At 68.5% G+C, this 21,940-nt stretch carries 23 protein-coding genes; 12 read left to right on the top strand and 11 right to left on the bottom strand.

The window, feature by feature from the left end:
* Positions 1-79: 79 nt before the first annotated feature.
* From ABD830_RS25255 to ABD830_RS25240, 4 genes are read right to left on the bottom strand one after another with little or no spacing between them, the layout of a single operon-like run.
* Complete coding sequence (locus tag ABD830_RS25255) at positions 80-478, bottom strand: hypothetical protein (protein WP_344991948.1); 399 nt, start codon at positions 476-478, stop codon at positions 80-82.
* Positions 479-538: 60 nt separating this feature from the next.
* Entirely contained in the window at positions 539-1,069 is a 531-nt protein-coding gene (locus ABD830_RS25250) for a hypothetical protein (RefSeq protein ID WP_344991945.1), read from the bottom strand.
* A gap of 16 nt (positions 1,070-1,085) precedes the next feature.
* The gene (locus ABD830_RS25245) at positions 1,086-1,454 is read right to left on the bottom strand and encodes a DUF5615 family PIN-like protein (protein ID WP_344991943.1); all 369 of its coding nucleotides are present in this window, start codon (positions 1,452-1,454) and stop codon (positions 1,086-1,088) included.
* Positions 1,451-1,681 (bottom strand): DUF433 domain-containing protein, encoded by a 231-nt coding sequence (locus tag ABD830_RS25240; RefSeq protein WP_344991940.1) that lies wholly within the window; start codon positions 1,679-1,681, stop codon positions 1,451-1,453. Before ABD830_RS25240 ends, ABD830_RS25245 begins: the two co-directional genes overlap by 4 nt.
* A 274-nt stretch (positions 1,682-1,955) precedes the next feature.
* Here ABD830_RS25240 and ABD830_RS25235 point away from each other — a divergent pair, with 274 nt between their 5' ends.
* Positions 1,956-2,648 (top strand): hypothetical protein, encoded by a 693-nt coding sequence (locus ABD830_RS25235; RefSeq protein WP_344991937.1) that lies wholly within the window; start codon positions 1,956-1,958, stop codon positions 2,646-2,648.
* A gap of 146 nt (positions 2,649-2,794) precedes the next feature.
* Here the strand turns inward: ABD830_RS25235 and ABD830_RS25230 are convergent, their stop codons facing one another.
* Positions 2,795-3,175, bottom strand: coding sequence for a winged helix-turn-helix transcriptional regulator (locus ABD830_RS25230; RefSeq protein WP_344991933.1), 381 nt, complete (start codon positions 3,173-3,175; stop codon positions 2,795-2,797).
* A 108-nt stretch (positions 3,176-3,283) separates the two neighbouring features.
* On the opposite strand from ABD830_RS25230, the gene ABD830_RS25225 reads away from it, so the two are divergent.
* The 5 genes from ABD830_RS25225 to ABD830_RS25205 all read left to right on the top strand — a co-directional run bounded on the left by ABD830_RS25225 (position 3,284) and on the right by ABD830_RS25205 (position 8,721).
* The gene (locus ABD830_RS25225) at positions 3,284-3,649 is read left to right on the top strand and encodes a DoxX family protein (protein ID WP_344991930.1); all 366 of its coding nucleotides are present in this window, start codon (positions 3,284-3,286) and stop codon (positions 3,647-3,649) included.
* 326 nt (positions 3,650-3,975) lie between these two features.
* On the top strand, positions 3,976-4,140 hold the full coding sequence (locus tag ABD830_RS25220) for a hypothetical protein (protein WP_344991927.1): 165 nt from the start codon (positions 3,976-3,978) through the stop codon (positions 4,138-4,140).
* A 157-nt stretch (positions 4,141-4,297) separates the two neighbouring features.
* Positions 4,298-7,483 (top strand): S8 family serine peptidase, encoded by a 3,186-nt coding sequence (locus ABD830_RS25215; RefSeq protein WP_344991924.1) that lies wholly within the window; start codon positions 4,298-4,300, stop codon positions 7,481-7,483.
* Positions 7,484-8,020: 537 nt separating this feature from the next.
* The gene (locus ABD830_RS25210) at positions 8,021-8,395 is read left to right on the top strand and encodes a type II toxin-antitoxin system RelE/ParE family toxin (RefSeq protein ID WP_344991921.1); all 375 of its coding nucleotides are present in this window, start codon (positions 8,021-8,023) and stop codon (positions 8,393-8,395) included.
* The gene (locus tag ABD830_RS25205; protein ID WP_344991918.1) at positions 8,392-8,721 is read left to right on the top strand and encodes a helix-turn-helix domain-containing protein; all 330 of its coding nucleotides are present in this window, start codon (positions 8,392-8,394) and stop codon (positions 8,719-8,721) included. The genes ABD830_RS25210 and ABD830_RS25205 overlap by 4 nt, the downstream gene beginning before the upstream one ends.
* A gap of 283 nt (positions 8,722-9,004) precedes the next feature.
* Here the strand turns inward: ABD830_RS25205 and ABD830_RS25200 are convergent, their stop codons facing one another.
* Positions 9,005-10,735 carry a sigma-70 family RNA polymerase sigma factor gene (locus ABD830_RS25200; RefSeq protein ID WP_344991915.1) on the bottom strand — a complete coding sequence of 577 codons (1,731 nt, stop codon included), beginning with the start codon at positions 10,733-10,735 and terminating at the stop codon, positions 9,005-9,007.
* A 326-nt stretch (positions 10,736-11,061) separates the two neighbouring features.
* Here ABD830_RS25200 and ABD830_RS25195 point away from each other — a divergent pair, with 326 nt between their 5' ends.
* Genes ABD830_RS25195 through ABD830_RS25175 form a run of 5 tightly spaced genes read left to right on the top strand, consistent with a single transcriptional unit; the run spans position 11,062 to position 14,964 of the window.
* The gene (locus ABD830_RS25195; RefSeq protein WP_344991912.1) at positions 11,062-12,102 is read left to right on the top strand and encodes an ABC transporter ATP-binding protein; all 1,041 of its coding nucleotides are present in this window, start codon (positions 11,062-11,064) and stop codon (positions 12,100-12,102) included.
* Positions 12,095-12,775, top strand: coding sequence for an ABC transporter permease (locus ABD830_RS25190; protein ID WP_344991909.1), 681 nt, complete (start codon positions 12,095-12,097; stop codon positions 12,773-12,775). The genes ABD830_RS25195 and ABD830_RS25190 overlap by 8 nt, the downstream gene beginning before the upstream one ends.
* The gene (locus tag ABD830_RS25185; protein ID WP_344991906.1) at positions 12,772-13,464 is read left to right on the top strand and encodes an ABC transporter permease; all 693 of its coding nucleotides are present in this window, start codon (positions 12,772-12,774) and stop codon (positions 13,462-13,464) included. The genes ABD830_RS25190 and ABD830_RS25185 overlap by 4 nt, the downstream gene beginning before the upstream one ends.
* Positions 13,465-13,502: 38 nt before the next feature.
* On the top strand, positions 13,503-14,435 hold the full coding sequence (locus tag ABD830_RS25180; protein ID WP_344991903.1) for an ABC transporter substrate-binding protein: 933 nt from the start codon (positions 13,503-13,505) through the stop codon (positions 14,433-14,435).
* A gap of 40 nt (positions 14,436-14,475) precedes the next feature.
* Positions 14,476-14,964: a flavin reductase family protein gene (locus ABD830_RS25175; protein ID WP_344991900.1), complete on the top strand. Its 489-nt coding sequence runs from the start codon at positions 14,476-14,478 to the stop codon at positions 14,962-14,964.
* A 63-nt stretch (positions 14,965-15,027) separates the two neighbouring features.
* On the opposite strand, the gene sppA is transcribed toward ABD830_RS25175, so the two are convergent.
* The 3 genes from sppA to ABD830_RS25160 form a co-directional block, all read right to left on the bottom strand.
* Positions 15,028-16,725, bottom strand: a complete 1,698-nt coding sequence (gene sppA / locus ABD830_RS25170) for a signal peptide peptidase SppA (RefSeq protein ID WP_344991898.1) — start codon at positions 16,723-16,725, stop codon at positions 15,028-15,030.
* A gap of 69 nt (positions 16,726-16,794) precedes the next feature.
* Positions 16,795-17,991 carry an FAD-dependent monooxygenase gene (locus ABD830_RS25165; RefSeq protein ID WP_344991896.1) on the bottom strand — a complete coding sequence of 399 codons (1,197 nt, stop codon included), beginning with the start codon at positions 17,989-17,991 and terminating at the stop codon, positions 16,795-16,797.
* Positions 17,992-18,240: 249 nt separating this feature from the next.
* Positions 18,241-19,167, bottom strand: coding sequence for a GlxA family transcriptional regulator (locus tag ABD830_RS25160; RefSeq protein WP_344991893.1), 927 nt, complete (start codon positions 19,165-19,167; stop codon positions 18,241-18,243).
* A gap of 71 nt (positions 19,168-19,238) precedes the next feature.
* Here ABD830_RS25160 and ABD830_RS25155 point away from each other — a divergent pair, with 71 nt between their 5' ends.
* Positions 19,239-20,129 carry a Rossmann-fold NAD(P)-binding domain-containing protein gene (locus ABD830_RS25155; protein ID WP_344991891.1) on the top strand — a complete coding sequence of 297 codons (891 nt, stop codon included), beginning with the start codon at positions 19,239-19,241 and terminating at the stop codon, positions 20,127-20,129.
* Positions 20,130-20,174: 45 nt separating this feature from the next.
* Here the strand turns inward: ABD830_RS25155 and ABD830_RS25150 are convergent, their stop codons facing one another.
* Together ABD830_RS25150 and ABD830_RS25145 are read right to left on the bottom strand one after the other, a co-directional pair.
* Entirely contained in the window at positions 20,175-20,471 is a 297-nt protein-coding gene (locus ABD830_RS25150) for a S8 family serine peptidase (protein ID WP_344991888.1), read from the bottom strand.
* 5 nt (positions 20,472-20,476) lie between these two features.
* The gene (locus ABD830_RS25145; RefSeq protein ID WP_344991886.1) at positions 20,477-21,895 is read right to left on the bottom strand and encodes a S8 family peptidase; all 1,419 of its coding nucleotides are present in this window, start codon (positions 21,893-21,895) and stop codon (positions 20,477-20,479) included.
* Positions 21,896-21,940 lie beyond the last annotated feature (45 nt).

The raw sequence follows: 21,940 nt of genomic DNA, 5'->3' as shown, positions 1-21,940 counted from the left end.
TCATTCGCCTACCGAAAAGCAATGGGCTGACTGACGCCTATCGGAACCAATACATGTGTGGAGTGATGAGAATCTAATGTCAACCGTGGCGGTCATTCCACTCCGCCTGTGTCGGCAGGCACTCGTGGTTCAGCTTGTGGATGATTTCTTTCTTGGTCTCTGCGCTCAGATTCTCGGCCAGCGAGTCGAAGGAAGCAGGAAGTACATCCAACAATGAGAAGACTTGCTCGCCTCCCCGAACGGCGAGAAGTAACATGCAACGCCAGTGCAGGGAGAGTTCTGGTCGGTGGTTCAGTCGGTGCGCCAGTATCGGATGCAGGTAATGAGTCGCCGTAGGTTCAGCGTATTCAGTGAGCCACTCGACACCGTGATGGCGGTTGAGCCCACATGCAACTGCTTCCGCGTCGAGTTGAAGAAGCTGGTCAGCGTCGACAGCTTTGACGGTTCGCGGAATATTGAAGGCCATGGTTTTTCCCACAGTACCTCCGGCGTGAATCTTGCTGTGGACGGACCCCGTGCTCGGCTCTCAGCCGCAGCACTAGGTTCGAAGTCGATCCTCCTGGGGGTCATAGCAATTCAGTCCCAGTTGGGCTGCGACCTGGACCGCGTATGCTGAGGCTTCCTCCGCCCGGCTGTACCCCATGGGAAAGTAGATGTACGGCCCTGCCGCCTCGCCGATCAGCGGAGATGTCGACCACGGACTGTCTTCATACTCGTCCAGATCCGGCCAGCGCTGCAAGAGCTGCTCGACGAACTTTGCGATCAAGGGAGTCGGCGGGATTGCAACGTCAGTGTCGATGTACTGCTCGTACAGGGCACTATGCGTTTCCCCAGCTTCTCGATCGCTTGACGGGCGCTCGCCCTCCCAGACCGCAAGGTCATAGCTCATGCATAGATGATGTCGTTTCTGGAAGACGTACAAGACCGTCGCACGCGAGCCGATAACGGGATGATCGTGTTCTTGGCCGGATGGCAGGTTGCGGATGTGGGGGCGCGTGAGGAAGTACGGGCAGGTGGCCGCTATCCAGATCGTCGATCGCCCCCGGCCACTACCCAGCTGTTCTGGCATGTAGACCATGCTGGCTTCAGCGCAGAGGGAGCGCGCGGACGCGGATGCCTCCAGTGGTGAATGCCGCGATTGCGCCTGTCTGCAGGTGCTGTTCGAGAACCTCCAGATTAGCCGAGATGATGTTGACCAGGTCGGGCGGGCGAAGCTCCAGCAGTTCTCGCACGAGGATTACTGAAGGTTCGGTTGCACGGGCGTGCGCCAGCAGCGCGCCGAAGTCGGTGTCGGCGGAGATGATGGTTCGACCGTCCGCGACGGCAAGTTCCATGATCGTGGTATCGGGTGCGCTCGTTGCCTGGAGATCGCGCACATGGACCGCATCGTGACCAGCTTTGGTCAGCAGCTCCGCGACACGAGGCGAGAGATTTTCATCGACCAGAAAGTTCACGCTGGCTCACGGAGGCGGTAGAAGTGGACATTCGTTGACGCCGCTGCGTACTCAAGCGCCTGCTTGATGTCCTCCCGCTCCAAGTCCGGGTAGTCCGAGAGGATCTCGTCGAAGGTCCATCCGCCGGCCACAAGCCGTACCACCGTCTCCACCGTGATGCGCAGGCCACGAATGGTGGGCTTGCCTTCCAGCTTGTCAGGCTCGACGGTGATGCGATCGAAGTTCATGGTGTATCCCTCCCCTGCTGATACTGCCAGGTTGGCGAGGACGGAGCGACCGAGATGCCGCAGGGGACGACGCGTATAACTCCTCGACGTCATCATGACGACGGCATCGCATGTGGAGCACGTGGCGGGAATCGCACCCGCGTCGTCAACCCGGGAACCAGCTGCCGATCTTACTGTGCTGGGCTGCCAAAACGGCGCGCAGGTCAGCTGCGGTGGTTGCCGCCTTGTACCGTTTCGGGCAGCTAAACGATCAACGAACGTTGGACGGTGCGTGATGGCGGAACTGACGGCGTACGAGGCCGGCTGGCGCAAGGTCTGCGGTGACCTGGACAACCATCCCCGCATCAAGATCCTTTACGCCTTCCAGGGTGAGCTCGACACGGATTTCACCGATGCCACCGCCTCATGGGCGGCTCTCGTGGGCGAGCAGGAGATCAAGGCGCCCGCCGCGCTGGAGCAGTGTGATCTGCGCTCTCGGGAGCTGGGGCGCCAGTGGAAGGGTGAAGGGCCGTACCTCAACGGTGAGTTCTACCTCACCCATATTGCGCGGGCGAGCAGCCCGGGGCAGGGGGAGTGGATCGAGTCGTGGGAGGGCAAGGAGCTTTTCCGGTCATCGGAGCTGCGCATCATCGATGAGCACCCCGTCACCGGTACGGGTCACTATGCCGCACTACGGCTGCGTCCGTGTGCGGGCGAGCCCGAAATCTGGTGGGTGGCCGAGCCTCGCTATGGTGCCTGGAAGATGGACGTTGGCTACCGTGAGTACCTCGAGATGCTTCAGCTGACCAAGGGCGCCTTCGACTGGCAGTTCTTGTTCACTCGGGCACCGCTGGGAAATGCGGAGTTCGAGCGCGTGTGCGATCGAATCGAGAACATGCTCGACGCATTGCCGGTCCTGTTCCCCGGGCTCGACTACGAGCAGCTCAAAGAACGCTTTTCCGCGCGCCTTCAAGACGGGTGTAGCTAGATCTCACTGACCTGATTAGTGGGCGTCGACCTCGCGTGCGCGGCTCTCGATCAGCGTGATGATCTCAGACTGTCGGCTCGCGGCCGTTGGCACCTGGCATAGCACGCCGGCCGTCCTCGCGGCGGCGACCCGAGCACGCGAGGTATTCAAGGTGCGCTCCGGGTCTCGTAAGCGGCCCTGCTGGCCTCGATGTCTGCGATGTGCTCGATGGCCCAGCCGGCAAGGGCCAGCGCCGGCGGAATGAGGCTCCGCCCGGTAGCGGTCAGCGCGTACTCGACCCTCGGTGGAACCTCCGCGTACGCCGTCCGGGAGACCAGGCCGTCGCGCTCCAGGTTCCGGAGCGTCAGCGTCAGCATCCGCTGGGAGATCCCGGGGATCTGCCGATGCAGATCGGTGAAGCGCAGCCGCTGCTGGTCAAGGGTGGCCACGACCAGCAGGGTCCATTTGTCGCAGATCCGGTCGAGGATCGTGCGGATCGTCCGGCCGCCGTCTCCGCGGATCATGCAGGTGTGCTCGTACTGCGACATGACAGCCCCTTGTGCCTAACGAACACGCATGTGCCTTTTGTAAGCCTCTCAATAGTGACGCATCATGAGGCAACTTACGAACGGTAACCATTAGCCGCGGAGCCCATCATGACCATCGCTTACTGGATCATCGCCGCCCTTCTGGCGGTGTTCTACCTCTACGCCGGAGGCAAGAAGGCCTTACAGAGTCAGGAACGGCTCCTGCCCATGATGGGCTGGGTCGACCGTGTTCCCATGCCGCTCGTCCGGATCATCGGCGTGCTGGAACTCCTCGGTGCCGCCGGCCTCATCCTCCCGCCGCTGACCGGAATTGCCCCATGGCTCGCCATCGCCTCGGCGATCGGCCTCGTCCTGATCCAGGTCGGCGGTATCGCGCTCCACCTCTCCCGCGGCGAGGCCCGGCTGATCGGGCTCAACATCGCGCTCCTGGCGGCCGCGGCCGGGACTGCCTGGCTGGGCACTACCTGGCTGTGAACTGGGCCGCTCGGATCACCGCCACCGCGGGGCGGGCGGCCATCGCCGCGATGCGCGGGGTCAGCTCAGGGCTTCCCGCGCACCGGATGCGACGCCATCCGGACGGAATGCCTGAGCCTGACACCGAGGCGGAGGGTCAGGCGCATCCCAGTCAGAGCCACAGAACCCGTGCTGTGCGCACCCTCGGCCACATTCATGTCTGATTCCCCGGCTTCGTGAACCATCGGGATGCCTCGCGGTAAGTACGGGTGTTCCCGCATCCGCACGGAAAGGCGCCCCATGAAGGGACCTACCGCTACCTCGGCCGGCGCTTCGAGGTGCTCGACATGAAGAAGCACGTCGTCGCGGGGCTCGACCTTGACGACGAGACCGCGGACAACCCGAGGCTGCGGCTGACCACCGTCAACTCCATCGCCCTGACCGCCGTGGACGTGGCCGACGGGCTCCCCCCATTGTCGGCGAACGCCTCCATCTCCAAGATCCCCTCCTGACCGAGAGGTCCGGCAGAGCCGCTTCCCAGGCCATCAGCGGCTCTGCCGTACCGGAGCGTGGGCGAGCACGGATCCGCGCGGAGCGAAGGCATCGGCAGGTGAGCCATCGGAGGCGATGCGCCCGGCCCGCGCGGCTGACATCGATGACGGGAGAGATATGAAATTAACCAACGCAACCCTCGCCATGATGGTGGCGGGATCTCTTGTCGCAGGCGGCACCGCGAGCGTCGCGAAGGCCGAGCTGGTGCATCCGGCGACCGGCGTGTCAGGCTCGGTGACATTGCTGACCGGCGACCGGGTCACCGTCACGGCGAACGGCTACCGGGTGGAGCCGGGGCCGGGCCGGGAGGTCCGGTTCGACGTCCGGCGCCGTCAAGGTCACCTCCACATCATTCCGGAGGACGCGAAACGGCTGCTGGCCGAGGGCCTGCTGGACGAGCGGTTGTTCGACGTCACGCAGTTGCTCTCGTGGAAGTACGGCGACGCTGACAAGGCGGAGATCCCGCTGATCGTGCAGTCCGCTGAGGGGAACGCGGCGAAGGCGGTCAGCGGGGTCCAGGCGGCCAAGGAACTGGCCGGGCTCGGGCTGGCCGGCATGAGCGTCCCCAAGGCCAAGGCCGGCCAGACCTGGCAGGGACTCGTCGGCAGCGCGCGGTCACTGGCCGCGGGCAAGTCGAAGATCTGGCTCGACGGTAAGCGCCCATTCACCCTCGACCAGAGTGTCAAACAGATCGGGGCCCCGCAGGCGTGGCAGCAGGGGCTGACCGGAGCCGGTGTCACGGTCGCCGTGCTGGACTCCGGTTACGACGCCACCCACTCTGATCTGAAGGACGTGGTCACGCAGTCGCGGAACTTCTCCGACGAACCTGACATCACCGATCACATCGGCCACGGTACCCATGTCTCCTCCATCGTGGCCGGCGCCGGGGAGAAATATCGGGGTGTGGCACCGGGCGCGAAGATCGCGCTTGGCAAGGTCGGCGGAGAGTACGCCAGCGAATCGGCACTCTTGGCGGGCATGGAATGGGCCGCTGCCGAGGTCAAAGCGAAGATCGTCAACATGAGCATCGGCGGCCTGGACACACCTGGCATCGACCCGCTGGAGCAGGCCGTCAACACGCTGTCAGCGCGTACGGGAGCACTGTTCGTCATCGCAGCGGGCAACGACGGAACTCCCGGCTCGATCAACAGTCCAGGCAGCGCCGACGCGGCGCTGACGGTCGGCGCGGTCGACAAGTCCGATCAGTTGGCCGAGTTCTCCAGCCGCGGCCCGAGAATGGGCGATCACGCGATCAAGCCCGACGTGACCGCTCCCGGCGTCAACATCATGGCGGCGGCCGCGCAAGGCACAGCGGACGGTCCCTACGTCGCCCACGACGGCACCTCCATGGCAGCGCCGCATGTCGCGGGCGCGGCGGCGATCCTCGCCCAGCGGCACCCGGACTGGAGCGGTGAACAGCTCAAGGCCGCGCTCATCAGCAGCGCCGCTCCGCAGGCCGGCGCCACGCACTTCCAGCAGGGCGCCGGACGCGTCGACGTGGCTCGGGCGGTCGGCCAGCAGGTCTACGCCAGTCCCGCGAACATCGGCGCGGAGTTCCGCTGGGACGAATCCGGTGAGCGGCAGGCGACTAGGCAACTTACCTACACCAACGCCGGCGACTCTCCGGTCACGCTGGACCTCACCGTGGACGGCGAGGTGCTGCGCACCTCGACACAGCGGGTCGAGGTGCCCGCCAAGGGCACGGCATCCGTCACCGTGACGATCGACGCGACCGGCAAGGCGCCCGGTGACTATCCGGGCACCATCACGGCCGGCTCAGGCGACCTCGTCGTCCGTACCGTCGCCACCGCCTACGTGGAGCCGGAATCCTACGACGTGACGGTCAGCGCCCTCGGGACCGACGGCCGGCCCACCAACGCTATCGGGGAGTTCTACAACAGCGAGGGCGAGAGTCACCAGGTGGCCCTTCTCGGCAGTTCGAGCACCTACCGGCTCCCCGTCGGTGAGTGGAGCCTCTATGTGGACATCTTCGAAGGCGAGGACTCAGCCTCGCGCACGACGACCACGCACATGCCGGTGAAGGTCGGTGAACGCGACATGGAGGTGGTGCTGGACACGCGCAAGGCCAAACCGATCAGGTTCACCCTGGACGATCCCACCGCTGTTCCCGGCGGGTGGCTCGAATTCACGGTGGTCCACGGCTCGTGGTACTTCGGCTGGGCCGCAGGAAGGTCAAATATCAGCGACCGGTTCTTCGTGCTCGCCTCCAAGCAACCCGGACTGAAGTACTTCACCAGGATGAATTTCCAGAAGAAGGACGCCTCTCCCACCCCGTTCCGCTACGACCTGGTGGATGAACGCCATGACGGCATCCCCGAAGACCCGACGTACACGGCCAGGACGAAAGACCTGGACAAGATGACCACGACCTTGCGTGGCGCGGGAACGGCCGCGAAAGGCACCTACTTTGTGTCGAACGCCGTCGACGGCATCCCGTACGGGTTGTTGACCCCCACGAACGACGTACCGCTGCCCGGCACGCTCACGCAATACCGGACACCGGGGTATAAGTGGTTCAGCGCTCTGCAGGTCGGTGAGTCCGCAGTGTCGGAGGCCGCCGCCAAGCCCATCCGTGACGGCCATGCCCGGGAGACGTGGGGTGTCGCGGTGAGCGGACCGTCTTTCGCCACTCTCGGAGCCTGGCGAGAGAGGAACGCGCTGACCTTTGACGGTGCCCGGCTGTTTTCCGAGGGCGTGTCCGGCCGGGTCGGCGCGGACGGCGACGCCACCGGCACCATCAGCCTCGCCAAGGGCGATCAGGTCCTCTCCAAGATCGATTACACCAGGTGCGGGCCGTGGGACCCGCAGTCGTGCTGGTTGGCCGCCGGCCTGCCGGCGGAGCCCGCCACGTACACGCTCACCGCAACGGCCGGCAGGCAGGTGCCGTACTCCACGCTGTCCACGAAGGTCGAGTCAACGTGGACCTTCCGCTCGGCGAGCACCACGACGCGGGAAGCGCTCCCACTGACGGCGGTCCGCTACGCTCCGGAGGGGCTGGACGCGTACAACCGCGCCAAGCCCGGATCCTCCACCCTCCTCCCGATCTGGATCGAGCGCAATCCCGGCGCTCCCGCAGCGGCCGTGAAGTCGATCCACCTGCAGATGTCCGTCGATGACGGAGCGACATGGCAGAGCATCCCGGTCAGGGCCAAGGGCTCAGGCTGGACAGCGTGGGTGACCAACCCGCGCACGGCAGGGTTCGTGTCCCTGCGCGCCACGTCGATCGACACCGCGGGCAACACCGTCAGCCAGACCATCCACCGCGCCTACGCGGTCGGATAATCCCCCAGGGCAGGCTCGCCCGCGGATGCGAGGAAAGCGTGACGGCTCGAGCTCTACCGCTTGGCCGGCCTGTCCTGTCTGCCCCCATCACAGGAACCGGTGGCGGGTCCCCCGTCACCGGGCTGACGAGGTCTTCTTCTCGATGCCCGAACATGGGCATCGAGAAGAAGACGATCATCGCTGTCGCCGCGCGGACCGGCCGGCCTCAGCTCATGACGCTGGGCAGCACCTCCTCCGTCAGGCGGCGGAGCTGTCCCCGCTGGTCCCAGGATGTCGGGCGAAGGATGAGGTGGGTGGCCAGGTGGTGTCCGTCAAGCGCCGGCACATGGGGGTAAGCAGGCGGCATCGACAACGGCATCGACCTCGTCCACCGCAACGGCGACATCGGATCCCCATGTAAGTACGGCTCGACCAAAACCGGTAGCGCCGGCCGCAATCCGGATCCCGCCATGCCCCAAACATGCGCGCCCTCTTGCCGCCGATGATCGCGAGCAGAGTCCCGGCACGCCGATATGAGTTAGGGGTTATATTGGCGAGGTGGCCTGGGACGTCATCCTCCTTGAACCGGTTGAGAGCTGGTTCCTCAAGCTGTGCGAGTCCGACGTTGACACCGCAGCCCTGATTGAACAAGCCGTCGACCGACTGGCCGAGGTCGGCCCCGCACTTGGACGGCCTCTCGTCGACACCGTCGAACATAGTCGACTCCACAATCTCAAAGAGCTTCGACCCGGCAGTCGCGGACGATCCGAGATCCGCATGCTGTTCGTCTTTGATCCAGAGCGCGCCGCGATCTTTCTTGTGGCGGGGGATAAAGCGGGACAATGGTCCCGCTGGTATGACGAGGCCATCCCGCTGGCCGAAGCCCGCTACGCCGACTATCGGGCAGAGAAGGACAAGGAGGCCGAACGATGACCACCGGACGCCGTTGGCAAGACATCAAGGCCGAGGCACACCGCCGCCACCCGGAACTTGCCGACCCCGAACGCCAGGCTCAGGCTCGCGCGGAACTGAATGCCTACGTCGCAGGCCATCACCTCAAGGAGCTTCGCACGGCCATCGGCATGACCCAAGCTGAGGTCGCCAAAATCCTGGGCGTCTCCCAATCCCGCGTTTCTCAGATCGAGAACGGTGACCTCGCGGCCATGGAGTTGGAGACCCTCCGCGCTTACGCCGCCGCACTAGGTGGACATGTAGACATCACCGTCAGCGTCGGACCTCATTCGATCAAGGTTGCGTAGCAGTGAGCGTATGACCCGCTGACGGCGATGGGGTGCACCGGCCGCACGCTGGCGCTGGCCACCTGGAGTACGACGGTCCCGCCAGCATCATCGCCATCGCCCCGCCTACACCGCGCCGACCGGCGAATGGCTTTCTGGCAGTGGCTCCGCGTAGGAACGCGTCATGCGCGACCTCAACCCTGCCGAACGCACCACGGTCAGTCATCACCGCCCTGCGCGCTTACGAGGCCGCCTTGGAGTCAGTGGGCGATCAGCGCTTTGGATGTACTGCTCTGGCGGTCCCTTACGGATGTCCGAACAGGGGCATCGAGAAGAAGACGATCATCGCTATCGCCACGCAGATGAGGAACCCGACGGCCTCCCAGGCCCAGTCGAAGTGCCGGTCCCTGCGGCGCCGTGCCTTCTCGGGCCGGGCATGGTACTCCGGCCGCTTCTTGGGCGTCGGGCGGGCGCGGACCGGGCGCGGGGCCAGGAGGGAGGACTCCGCGGCGGACGGAACGGCGGATGAAGCGGGGGACGAAGCAGGGGATGGCGCGGGGGCGCTCCGGGGAGCGGGGGCCTGCTGACCCGAGGCGCGGGTCTTCGAGGGCTTCTGACGGGAAGCGGCAGGAGCCGGAGCGGGCTTTTCACGCGGGAACGCGGGTTCCTCGTCGTGCGCGGGCAGCCGGTAGATCGGTTCGGCGGGCCTGGCCGGGGCGGCGGGGGCAGGCTGGGCGGCCGGCTCGGGGCGTCTGGAGGACTTCGTGTGGGGGCGGAACAGCGGGGCCGCGTCGCGGCTGGGCTGGTCGGCCTGCGGCGATTGGGGGAGCGGGCGGGCCGGGCCCTTGTGCACCAGGACGTCTCTGGGGGCGAGGATGTCGCCGTCACCCGCGAACGGCTTCGGGAGGCTGCCGGGTAAGAGCACGTCGCCGGTCGCGAAGGGCTCAGGGGCGTCCTTGGGTAAGATCACGTCGCCGGTGGCGAACGGCTCGAGGCCGCCCGCGGGCTCGGGCGGGGCCAGGAAGAACGGGCGCTCGTCGGGCGGCCCGGAGCTCCCGTCCCAAGAGCTTCCCGTACGTGACGGGGAGTTCCCGTCCCAAGAGCTCCCCGTCACGTACGGTCGCGCGCCGTCCACGGCTCCCAGAGGATCCCGGAGCGGCGGCAGAGAGCCCAACGGGTCCCTGAGGGGAAGGTGCTCGGTGGAGGTCAGCGGATCCCTGCGGGGCCGGGAAGAGTCCGCGGACTCGCGGAGCTTGGGCATGGGGGCCGTGGTGGCGTCGTGTGCGGGGCGCCGCGAGTCCGATGGCGGCGTCAGGAGCTCGGCGGGGAAGATGACCGTGCTGGTCGCCGGGTCCTCGTCGGCCAGGGGCTGGGGCCAGTTCGGCGGGCTGGGCCAGCGGGGCTTCACGAACAGCGGGCCGGGGGCGGCCGTACGGGAGCCGACGAAATGGAAGCGGAGCGCGCCCGGCGGCTGGGGCCAGGGGAGGCGGCCGAGGACGTCGCGGAGCGGGGCGACGCTCAGCGCGCCGTACACGTCGGCCACCGGCTTGGGGACGCGGGCGCCGGTCGAGGCGAGCGCCGCCCCCAGGGCCTGCCTGAAGTGGTGGTCGGCGCCCACCGCCAGCTCCTCGGCGGTGTCCGGCGCGACGTCGAGCACCCACGCCAGCTCCGCCATGCTCAGCCCGCACACCGCGCGCAGCACCAGCACCTCGCGCTGGTGCGGGCGCAGCTCGCGTACGACGCGCTCGACGAGCGCGGTGGCCGGGTCGATCAGCGGGTCGACGGCGGCCGGCGCGTAGACGATGTCCCGGCGGTGGACCTCGCGGCGGGCGAACGCGTAGAGAGAGGCGCGGGGTGGCTCCTCGAGGGACGGGAACCCGGCGACGCTGGAGAACATCGACACCAGGACGTCGGACGCAGAGCCGAGGTCGCCGAGCTGGTCGGCGCAGTACGCGAACAGCCCGGCGGCATGACGGTCGTAGAGCTCTGCGATCAACTCGGCGCGTTGACGCTGATCGGTGAGCGGCTGGGACACGGGGCCGGATCCTCTTGTTGCTTCGTGTGGACGCTGCGGGTGAGGGAGCTGATGGCTTTGTGCGGAGTCTGCGGGACTACGGAGGGTGAGGGAGCTGGGGGATGCGCGTCAGAAGTTCGTGGAGGTAATCATGCAACAGACCATGGTCCGGCGCACTACCAGATGAGGATTTAAGGTAAATATCCAGGTCAACTGAAGCGTTTCAGGAGGGACTGGGGAGGACAGGGCACTTCGCGCCGCCGTAGTCTGTGGTCCAAGAGATCATGCGGCGGTCGTGGCAGGGGGCTGCGACCCCTGCCCCAGAAGCCTGAAGCGAGAGTTCGCGCGTGATCACATTTGACGCTGTCACCAAACGCTATCCGGACGGAACGGTCGCAGTGGACCGCCTCGACCTCGAGGCTCCCACGGGCGAGATCACCGTGCTCGTCGGCCCGTCGGGCTGCGGGAAAACCACGTCACTCCGGATGATCAATCGCATGATCGACGCCTCGGAGGGGCAGATCCTCCTCGACGGCACGCCGGTGCAGGGCATCGACCCGCCGACGCTGCGGCGCGGCATCGGGTACGTCATCCAGCAGGCCGGGCTGTTCCCGCACCGCAAGATCGTCGACAACATCGCCACCGTCCCCTACCTGCTCGGCTGGGACAAGAAGAAGGCCCGCGACAGGGCGATGGAGCTGCTCGAACGCGTCGGCCTCGACCCCGGGCTCGCCGGGCGCTACCCGTTCCAGCTCTCGGGCGGTCAGCAGCAGCGCGTGGGCGTGGCCAGGGCGCTGGCCGCGGACCCGCCCGTGCTGCTCATGGACGAGCCGTTCAGCGCGGTGGACCCGGTGGTCCGCACGAGCCTGCAGGACGAGCTGCTCAGGCTCCAGTCCGAGCTGAACAAGACCATCGTGTTCGTCACCCACGACATCGACGAGGCCATCAAGCTGGGCGACCGCGTGGCGGTGCTGCGGGTGGGCGGCAGGCTGGCGCAGATCGCCGACCCCAAGACGCTGCTGTCCGAGCCGGCCGACGACTTCGTGCAGGAGTTCCTCGGGCATGACAGGGGGATCAGGCGGTTGCAGTTCGTCTCGACGGAGGGGCTGCGGTTGCGTACCGACCTGACCGGCGCCGAGGACGCGCCGTGGCGGCTCGTCGTGGACGCGGACGGCCGGCCGACCGGGTGGATCTCCCCGTCGCGGCCCGACGAGCTGGAGCCGTACGGGACGTTCGTGCACGGGCGGGACTCCCTGCGCACGGCGCTCGACGCGGCGTTGCTGTCGCCGTCCGGCTGTGCCGTGGCCGTGGACGAGCAGGGCAAGGTCGTGGGCGTGGCCACCAGGGAGGCGCTCGACCAGGCGCTCGCGGAGGCGGCAGATGGCTGACGGCCCCCCTTCCATCTGGGAGTGGATCGGGCGCAACTGGGACACCGGCCGGGTCGACAGCATCAAGAACCTGCTCCTCGACCATCTGACCATGTCCCTGGTGCCGATCCTCGTCGCGCTGGTCATCGCGCTGCCGCTCGGGCTCGCCTGCGTGCGCTGGCGCTGGCTCTACCAGCCCACCTCGGGCTTCATGAACGTCGTCTACGCGCTGCCGTCGCTCCCCGTCTTCATGCTGCTGATCTCGGTGACCGGGCTGTCGCAGGCCACCGTGATCATCCCGCTGACCTTCTACGGCATGGCCGTGCTGATCCCGGCCGTCGTGGACGGGCTGGGCTCGGTGCCCGACCACGTGCGGCAGTCGGCCGTCGCGATGGGGTTCACGCCGCTGCGCAGGCTGATCGCGGTGGAGCTCCCGATCGCCGTCCCCGTGGTGCTGGCGGGGCTGCGGGTGGTGGCCGTCTCCAGCATCAGCCTGGTCAGCGTGGGTGCACTGATCGGGCAGGGCGGGCTCGGCGGGCTGTTCACGCGGGCGTACCAGAACCCGTTCATGCCGCCGGTGATCGTCGGCATCGTGCTGATCGTGGCGCTGGCGCTGATCGCCGACGGGCTGCTGGTGCTGGCGCAGCGGCTGCTCACTCCATGGGTACGGGCGCGAAAGGGGACGGGTTCGTGAGCTGGCTGACCGCGTTCTTCGGCTGGCTGGCCGAGTTCTTCGGGAACGGCGACAACTGGTCGGGCTCCTCCGGCATCCCCATGCGCCTGCTGGAGCATTTCGAGTTCTCGGCCCTGGCGCTGGTGCTCGCCGTGCTGATCGCGGTGCCGCTGGGGCTGCTGATCGGCCACACCGGCCGGGGCGAGGTGATCGTCGTCGTCTCCGCGAACCTGGCCAGGGCGCTGCCCACGCTCGGACTGCTGGTGATGTTCGTCCTGCTGCTGGGCACGGCCTCGATCTGGCCGGTGATCATCCCGCTGGTGCTGCTGTCGATCCCGCCGATCCTGGTCAACACGTTCGAGGGCATCAAGGGGGTCGACCCCGAGCTGCGCGACGCCGCGTACGGGATGGGGCTGCGCGGCGGGCAGGTGCTCGGACGGGTGCTCGTGCCGGTCGCGCTGCCGCTGATCCTGCTGGGATGCCGCCTGTCGGCGATCCAGGTCGTGGCCACCACCACCGTGGCCGCGTACACCGGGCTCGGCGGTCTCGGACGGTATGTGATCGATGGTTTCGCGACGAAGGATTACGCGAGTGTTGTTGGGGGTTCAGTACTGATTGTGCTGTTCGCCCTCGTGGTGCAGGTACTGTTCACGCTCGCTCAGAGGGTGACGGTCTCCCCAGGGGTGAGCCGGAGGGTGAAGGTTCGGTAGTCTCCCCTATTACCCCCCGCTTAGAAGGGAAAATCGAAATGGGACGCAAGTACGGCATCGCCGCGGTGCTCATGTCGGCGATGCTCGGGATGGCCGCCTGCGGTGGTGGTGGTGGTAGCACTGGAGGCAACCCGCTCGACACCTCGAGCGCGGCCCCCAGTGGTTCGGCTTCGGGCGGGGGCGGGGGCAAGGCTGTCATCGGGTCCTTCGACTTCGACGAGAGCGTGCTGCTTGGCTCCATCTACGCGCAGGCGCTTGAGGCCAAGGGCGTGCAGGTCACGGAGAAACCGCGCATCGGCAGCCGTGAGGCCGTGTTCGACCAGGTCAAGAGTGGCGGCCTGACGATCGTGCCCGAGTACAACGGCAACCTGCTGGCCTTCGTCGACCTGAAGAACACGGCCGCGACCACCGACGAGGTCAACACCGCGCTGAAGGAGAAGCTGCCGGCCGAGCTGGAGGTCCTCGACTCCTCGCCGGCCGAGGACAAGGACAGCCTGTCGATCAGCAAGGACACCCAGACCAAGCAGTCGCTGAACACCATGGAGGACCTGGCCAAGGTCTCCAAGAGCTTCGTCGTGGGCGGGCCGCCCGAGTTCAAGAAGCGGTGGGAGGCGCGGTTCAAGGAGGTCTACGGGATCGAGTTCAAGGAGTGGAAGCCCACGGGCCCGACCACCTCTGACGCGATCAAGGACGGCACGATCCAGGTCGGCAACGTGTTCACCACCGACCCCAAGATGACGGCGAACAACCTCGTGCCGCTGCAGGACCCCAAGAACATCTTCCCCGCCCAGAACGTGACGCCGCTGCTCTACAAGGCGGGCGCGACCGACACGATCAAGACCACGCTGAACGCCGTCTCGGCGAAGCTGACCACGCAGTCCCTTATGGACATGATGCAGAAGATCTCCGTCAACAAGGACGAGCCCGCCACGGTGGCCAAGGAATGGCTGACCTCCAACGGCCTCGGCTGACCCCGGTGAGGGTCCCCGCTCGCCGGGGGCCCCACACTGTATGTCTGTGAGCGAGTTCACGGAGGCGATGGCGCAGCTCGCGGCCGGGGTGGCGGTGGTGACCGTACGCGACGGGCGCGACGACCTGGGCGTCACGGTGTCGGCACTGATGTCGGTCTCGTTGGAGCCCCCGCTCGTGCTGGTGAGCCTGGCGAGCAGCGGCTACCTCAGCGAGGTCCTGCTCCGCCAGGACCGCTGGGCGGCCTCCCTCCTGTCATCCGGCCAGGCGGCTGTCGCCAGCCGCTTCGCCACCGCGGGCCGCCCCAGCGCCAGGCTGCTGCTGGCCGGCACTCCGCACCACCGGGGCGCGCAGACGGACGCGCTGGTGGTGGAGGGCGGCGTGGCCGCCCTGGAGGCGGAGACCACCAAGGTGGTCCCGGCCGGGGACCACACGCTCTTCATCGCCGCCGTCCTCGCCGTCCCCTACGTCAGCCCCTCACTCCAACCCCTGGTACGGCTGCGCGGCCGCTACCGCGCCGCGGGAACCTGACGGCCTGCCACGCGCCCGGCCGCTACCGCGCCGCGGGGACCTGACGGCCCGCCATGTGCGTGGTCAGCGGATCGTGTACCAGGCGGGCAGCAGGAGCGGGCCGGTGGCCGGGAGGCCCAGCTCGGCGGAGAGGCGGGCGAGCGGGCCCCACGCGTCGAGGCGGATCCGCGCGAGGGCGGCGGACTTGTCCTCGCTGGACTCGGGCCCGCGCAGCCGCTCCAGCGGGTTGAGCCGGGGATAGGTGCGGACGGGGGCGTCGTCGGCGAGGCCGGTGCGCTTTCTGGCCAGGGCCAGCGCGTCCTCCAGGCCGCCCAGTTCGTCCACGAGCCCGCTGGCGTGCGCGTCGGCGCCGGTCCACACGCGGCCGCGGGCCAGCTCGTGCGCGCGCTCACGGGTGAGGTCGCGGCTCTGGGCCACCTTGCCCACGAAGTCATCGTAGATCCGGTCGAGCCAGGCGTTCACGCGTTCCCACTGCTCGGAGGAGAAGCCGCGGGAGGTGGAGAACATGCCGGCGTTGGTCCCCTCGGCGACAAGTTCTGAATTTATCCCGATTTTTTCCAGCATTTCGGCGAGGACCGGCTTGCCGCCGTACACGCCGATCGAGCCCGTCAGCGTGCCGGGCTGGGCCACGATCACGTCGGCGGCCATCGAGACGAAGTAGCCGCCGGACGCCGCCATGTCGCCCATGGAGACGATCACCGGCTTGACCTTGCGCGTCAGGATCACCTCGCGCCACACCGTGTCGGAGGCCACGTACGAGCCGCCGGGGCTGTCCACCCGGAACACGACGGCCTTGACGTGCTCGTCCCGCCGCGCCGCGCGGAACGCGGCGCTGACCGTGTCGGAGCCCATCGCCCCGCCGCCGCCGAGCGGGCTGCGGCCGCTGCGACCGGTCCTGATCATGCCGGTGCCGTGGATGAGCGCGACCCCGTCGGCCATCGGGTTCGGCAGCTTCTTCACGGCCGCGCCCCTGGCGTAGCGGGAGATGAACAGCAGGTGGGCTTCGTCGCCCGCCGCCTGCTTGACCTCGTCGTACACCTCGTCGCGGTAGGCCAGCCGGTCGACAAGACCGGCCTCCTCGGCCTCGCCGGCGGTGAACGGGCCGCGGTCGATCAGCTCGCGGACCTTGCCCGGGTCGAGCCGGCGCCCGTCGGCGATGCCCGTGATGAGGCTCTCGGTGACCGACTCGACGATGCGGCTCATGGACTCGCGGTGCGGGTCGGTCATGTGGTCCTGGGTGAAGGTGTTGACGGCGGTCTTGTACTCGTGCCGCTGCCCGGCCTCGTAGCCCACGCCCAGCTTGGTCAGCGCCCCCTTGACGAAGCGCTGCTCCAGCGCCACCCCGGTGAGCCCGACGTCGCCGCTCGGCTGCAGGTAGACGCGCTCGAACGCGGTGGCCAGGTAGTACTGCACCGTGCCGCCGCCGAACTCCCCGAACGTCTCGGCGAACGCGACGGTCAGCTTGCCCGCCGCCCTGAACTGGATCACGGCCTGGCGCAGCTCCTGCACCATGGCCAGGCCGAGCGGGTTGCTGCCGATCTTCACCACCAGCGCCTTGACCCTGGAGTCCTGTCTGGCCCGCTTGAGACCGGACAGGACGTCGGACAGGCGCGTCTTGCGCATGGACAGCACCGCGGCGAGCGGGTCCGCCGGCGGGCCCTCGGTGATGCCCTCTGTGAGATCGAGCTCGAGCACCAGCGGGGCCGTGCGCCGCTGGCGAAGCTTGTCGACGGTTTCGAAGATCGCCTTGCCTGCGTCCATAGAAGCCACCCTAAGCGACGCCATTCGAAATGGGCTTGGCTGTTTGCAGACCATGGCCATGGACTCCGGTTAGCGTAGGGCGAGGTCCCGGTAGTCCCGTAGCGTGATGTTCTCGGCGGTCCTGCGGGCGATCTTGGCGGCCATGTTCTTCCCCGGCAGGTACGGCATGAGCTTGTAGTAGCGGTTGAGCAGCCCGGCCACGAAGCGGCTGCCCGGGACCATGAGGCCGGCGACGCCGTCGCCCATCTTCTGGCAGCCGACGGCGTACTCACGCAGCTCCTCCTCGTAGCGGGCGAACGCGACGCGGTGGTCGCCCTGCGCGGCCGCCAGTTCTCCCGCCAGGACGTACGCACCCACCAGGGCGAGCCCCGAGCCCATGCCCGACAGGGAGGAGGGGCAGTAGGCGGCGTCGCCGACCAGGGCGACCCGGCCCCGCGTCCAGGTGTCCATGTGGACCTGGCCGACCGAGTCGAAGTAGAAGTCGGGCGCGTGCCGCATCTCGTTCAGCAGCCGGTCGCTCTGCCAGCCGTTGCCGGTGTACTGCTCGGCGAGGACGGCCTGCTGCCTGGCCACGTCGCGGCGGTTGAGGTCGAGCTCCGGGGAGGAGAAGTAGAAGACGGCCCTGGCCTCGGCGTTGTGGCGGGAGCTGTGCAGCATGACCACCTTGCCCCCGGTGCGGTAGGCGTGCCCGGTGTGGTCGAGCCCGAGGTAGTTGGAGGTGGTGAAGATCGCGCAGTAGAGGCCGAGGTGCTTGACGAACTGCTCCTCCGGCCCGAACGTCAGGCGGCGGGTGTTGGAGTGCAGCCCGTCGGCGCCGATCACCAGGTCGAACCTGCGGGGCGGGGTGCGCTCGAAGGTGACGGTCACGCCGTGGTCGTCCTCGGCGAGCGAGGTGATGGAGTCCCCGAAGATGTACTCGGTGTGGTCCTTGGTGGCGTCGTACAGGATGCGCACGAGGTCGCCCCGGAGGATCTCGATGTCCCCGGCGAAGAGGTCGGCGGGCATCTTGGCCTGCACCTTGCCGGCGCTGTTGACGTACGCCATGGAGCCCATGCCGGTGCGGGCACGCTCGAGGTCGGCCAGGATGCCCATGCGGCGCAGGATCGACAGGTGGACCTCGCCGCGGAAGTCGACGGCGTAGCCGCCGTCCCGGAGCGCGGGGGCGCGCTCCACGATCGTGGGGTTGAAGCCGTGGCGGCGGAGCCAGTAGGCGAGGGCGGGGCCGGCGACCGAGGCGCCGGAGATCAGGACGTTGCGGTTCTTCATGACGCAGAGCCTGCTCCGGAGGGCTCACCGCCCGCTCACCGGGCGCTCACCGCGGCTGTCACATTCTCGCTCGCTGCCCCGTCCTACCGCCGACAGCCGGAACCTGGACGCACTTGGAGCGAACCATGCAAGCACGGATGGCACACCCCGTGAAGCTGCTGCCGGACGGCTACCGGGCGCTGAACGCGTGGAACCGCCTGAACGCCGCCATCCGGCTGGTGGCGGGGGCACGGAACCGCTGACGGGCGATCACCCCATGCGGGTGAAGCTGGCGCGGTAGGCCGTGGGAGTGAGCCCGACCCGGCCTGCCAGGTGCTTGCGGAGGGAGTCCGGGCTGCCCAGGCCGCTCTTCTCGGCAACCTGGTCCATGGGCAGCTCGGTGGTCTCCAGCAGCTCCCTGGCCCGGTCGACGCGCCGGTGCAGCAGCCACTGGAGCGGGCTCAGGCCGGTCTCGGCGTGGAAGCGCCTGGTCAGCGTCCGCACGCTCACCCTGGCATGGCCGGCCAGGTCCGCCAGGGTGAGCGGTCGGTCGAGGCGCTCGAGCGCCCAGGCCCGGGTGGGGGCGAGTGAGGTGCCGCGCTCGGGAGGCAGCGGGGTCTCGATGAACTGGGCCTGGCCGCCCGGCCGTACGGGAGAGACGACCGCGAGCCGCGCCGCCGCGTTGGCCACCGCCGCTCCGTAGTCGAGCCTGATCAGATGCAGGCAGAGGTCGATGGCGGCGGCGGCGCCCGCCGAGGTGAAGATGCCGCCGTCCTCGACGAACAGGACGTCGGGGCGGACGTCGATCGCAGGGAAGCGGGCGGCGAGGTCGGCGGCCAGCCCCCAGTGGGTGGTGGCGCGGCGCCCGTCGAGCAGGCCGGCCTGGGCCAGCACGAACGCCCCCGTGCACAGCGAGGCGATCCGTGCCCCGCCGGCGGCGGCCTTCCTCAAGGCGTCGAGGACCTCCGGAGGAGCCTCCTCGCCGCCGCTCCCTACGGCGAGCACAGTCTCGACACCGTCCATCGCGTCCAGGCCGTCCGTCACCAGCACGTCGGGACCACCGACGGTCGGCACCGGGCCGGGCCGCGCCGTGCAGACGCGCACGTCGTAGCGGGAGTCGTCGCCGAACACCATGAGGGGGATCGAGACGTCGAAGCTCAGCACGGGAGGCACGATCACTGCGGCGACGCGGTGCATGGCCAGATCCTCCGGATAGTTGGCATTCCGGCCACTAGGCTACGGGATCACAGGTCGGCACCGTTGTCATCATGAAATCTCATGTGATCGTGGGACGCGGGGCCGCCGCGTCGAGGACCGCTCTGCTGCTGGCCGAGGACGGCGAGCGGGTACGAATGATCAGCCGCACCGGCGGCGGGCCCGACCATCCGCTCGTCGAGAAGGTCGCCGCGGACGCGACCGACGCCGACCGGCTCACCGAGCTGGCCGAGGGCGCGGACACGCTGTTCACCACCGCCGTGCCGCCGTACCACGTCTGGCCCGAGCAGCTGCCGATCCTGACGGCGTCGCTGCTCACCGCGGTGCGGCGGACCGGTGCCGCCTACGTGATGCTCGGCAACATGTACGGCTACGGGCCGGTGGACAGGCCGATCGCGCCCGACTTCCCGCTGGCCGCGACCGGGCCCAAGGGGCGGGCCAGGGCGCGGGCATGGGAGGAGGCCGCCTCCTCAGGAGTGAAGGTCACGGAGGTGCGGGCTGCCCAGTTCTACGGCGCGGGCGCCTTCTCCGTGTTCAGCCTCATGGTGCAGCGGCCCGCACTGGAAGGCCGGCTCGCCCTGGTGCCGCAGGAGCTCGACGTGCCCCACAGCTACTCGTCGATCGGCGACACCGCGCGCACCCTGGTCGCCGCGAGCCGCGATGAGCAGGCGTACGGCAGGGCCTGGCACGTGCCCACCGCGACCCTGTCGGTGCGGGAGCTGGCCGGGCGGCTCGCGCGGCTCGCGGGGGCGCCCGAGCCGCGGATGGAGGAGATGACCGAACGCGACCTGACCCTGCTCGGCTTCACCGACCCGCTCTGGGGGGAGATGCACGAAGCGCTCATCAAGCCCGGCCACCCCTTCGTCGTCGACTTCTCCGAGACCGAGAAGGTCCTCGGCGTGAGCGCCACTCCGGTCGACGACGTGCTCCGGGAACTGATCTAGCGCTGCCCGGGGCAACGGGCAGCCCCGTTGCCCCGGCCTGCGGATTCAGCGACTGTGCAGGGCCGCGTACACGTTGATGCGGGGCGTCGTGACCTCGGCCCCCGCGCTCGTGTACGTGATCGGCTTGCCCGAGCGCCGCAGCAGGTCGACCAGCTGGTCCACCCCCGCGCGGGGCCGCTTCTGGCGGAGCAGGGCCAGGGCGCCCGTCACGTGCGGAGCGGCCATCGAGGTTGCGGCTAACGCGATGGCGCCGGCCAGTAGAGACGACAGTCTCAACTGTTCCTCCGGGGGGATCGGGGGCGTTTGTTGCAGAAGTGTAGTTAATTGGACAACTGGTGTCATAGGGCTCAGGCGTGCGCGGCCGACGTGGCGTGCTGCGCGTCGATCCTGGCCGTGGTCACGAGGGTGCCCGCGGCGGAGTAGCGGATCGCCGCGCCCGTTCCCTGCAGGCGCTGCAGGCTCTGCGCGACCGTGAAGTCCGGGTACGCCTGCTTCATCAGCGCGAACATCCCCGCCACGTGCGGCGCGGCCATCGAGGTGCCGCTGCGCTCGACGTACGTGTCGTCGGGCACCGAGGACCTGATGCTCACGCCCGGCGCGAACAGGTCGAGCATCGGCCCCCGGTTGGTGAAGCGGGCCGGTTGGTCGAAGCCGTCGGTGGCGCCCACCGCGATGGCGCTGGACAGGCAGGCGGGGGCGACGATGCCGTTCGCGAAGCCGTTGTTGCCGGCCGCCACCACGGGCGCCACGCCCATGCTCACCAGCGTGTCGAACTCCGGCTTGACCGCGGAGGCGGCCGCGTCCGTGTCGCACGCCTCGGTGTACGGGCCGCCGCCGCCGAGGCTCATGTTCACCGCGGCGATGTTGTGGGCACTGACCACCCGCGCGACGTACTCGAGCGCCAGCTTCTCGTCGGAGAGGTAGCTGAGGAAGCACGGCGGGGGAGTGCGGCCGACCTCGCAGGTCATCGCGTTGTCCACGCGGCTGAAGACCTGGATCGGCAGGATGCCCGCGTCTGGGGCGACGCCGTTGGCGGGCGCGCCCGCGGTCATCCGGCCGGCGGCGATGCCCGCCACGTGCGTGCCGTGGGAGCAGGCGTTCGCGCCCCGGACGATGCACTGGGCCGTCTCGGCGTCGGCCGCGCCGGGGCCCGTCTGGGTGGGCTGGTTGTTCGGGCAGAGCGAGACGGTGCCGTCGCGGGGGTCCGAGGTGGAGAAGCACGCCTCGTCCACGATCCGGCCGGCGAGGTAGGGATGATCGCGGTCGATCCCCGTGTCCAGAATGGCGACCGTCGTGCCCTTGCCGGTCCAGCCTGCCTGGTTCGCCCGGTCCGAGCGGATGAGGGCGGTGCTGTTGTCGTCGAGAGTGGTCGTTCGCAGCTCGTCCTTGTAGACGGCCTGGATCCGGGCGTCCTTCTCCAGCCTCGCGAGGGTCATGCGGTCCACCTCGGCGACGAAGAAGTGCGGCGACGACGTGGCGTCCACGACCCGGCTGCTCGCGGAGGCCTGTTCGACGTCCTTCGCGACGGCTTCGACGCTCTCTCCCGGCTTGAGCTGGATGATGGAGCGGACCCTGGACCTCGTCCGGACCTCCGCCACGAGCGCGGGGCTGATGAGCGGCCCGTTGCCCGCGGCACGCGGCACCGGCGGCCCCACCGTCGGTCCCACCGGCGGCTCGGTCGCCGCGAGGAGCGCCGGAGCCGCACCGAGCACGGCGGACGTCGCGACCAGGGCCAGGGCGCCGCCCAGCAGAGATCGTGGCCTCACGTGTTCCTCCCGGCTTCCGGCTCACCCCACAGCCGCATACTTCCC

This window comes from Nonomuraea helvata, assembly GCF_039535785.1.
GTDB lineage: Bacteria > Actinomycetota > Actinomycetes > Streptosporangiales > Streptosporangiaceae > Nonomuraea > Nonomuraea helvata.
This window is presented reverse-complemented; position numbering and strand designations above follow the sequence as displayed.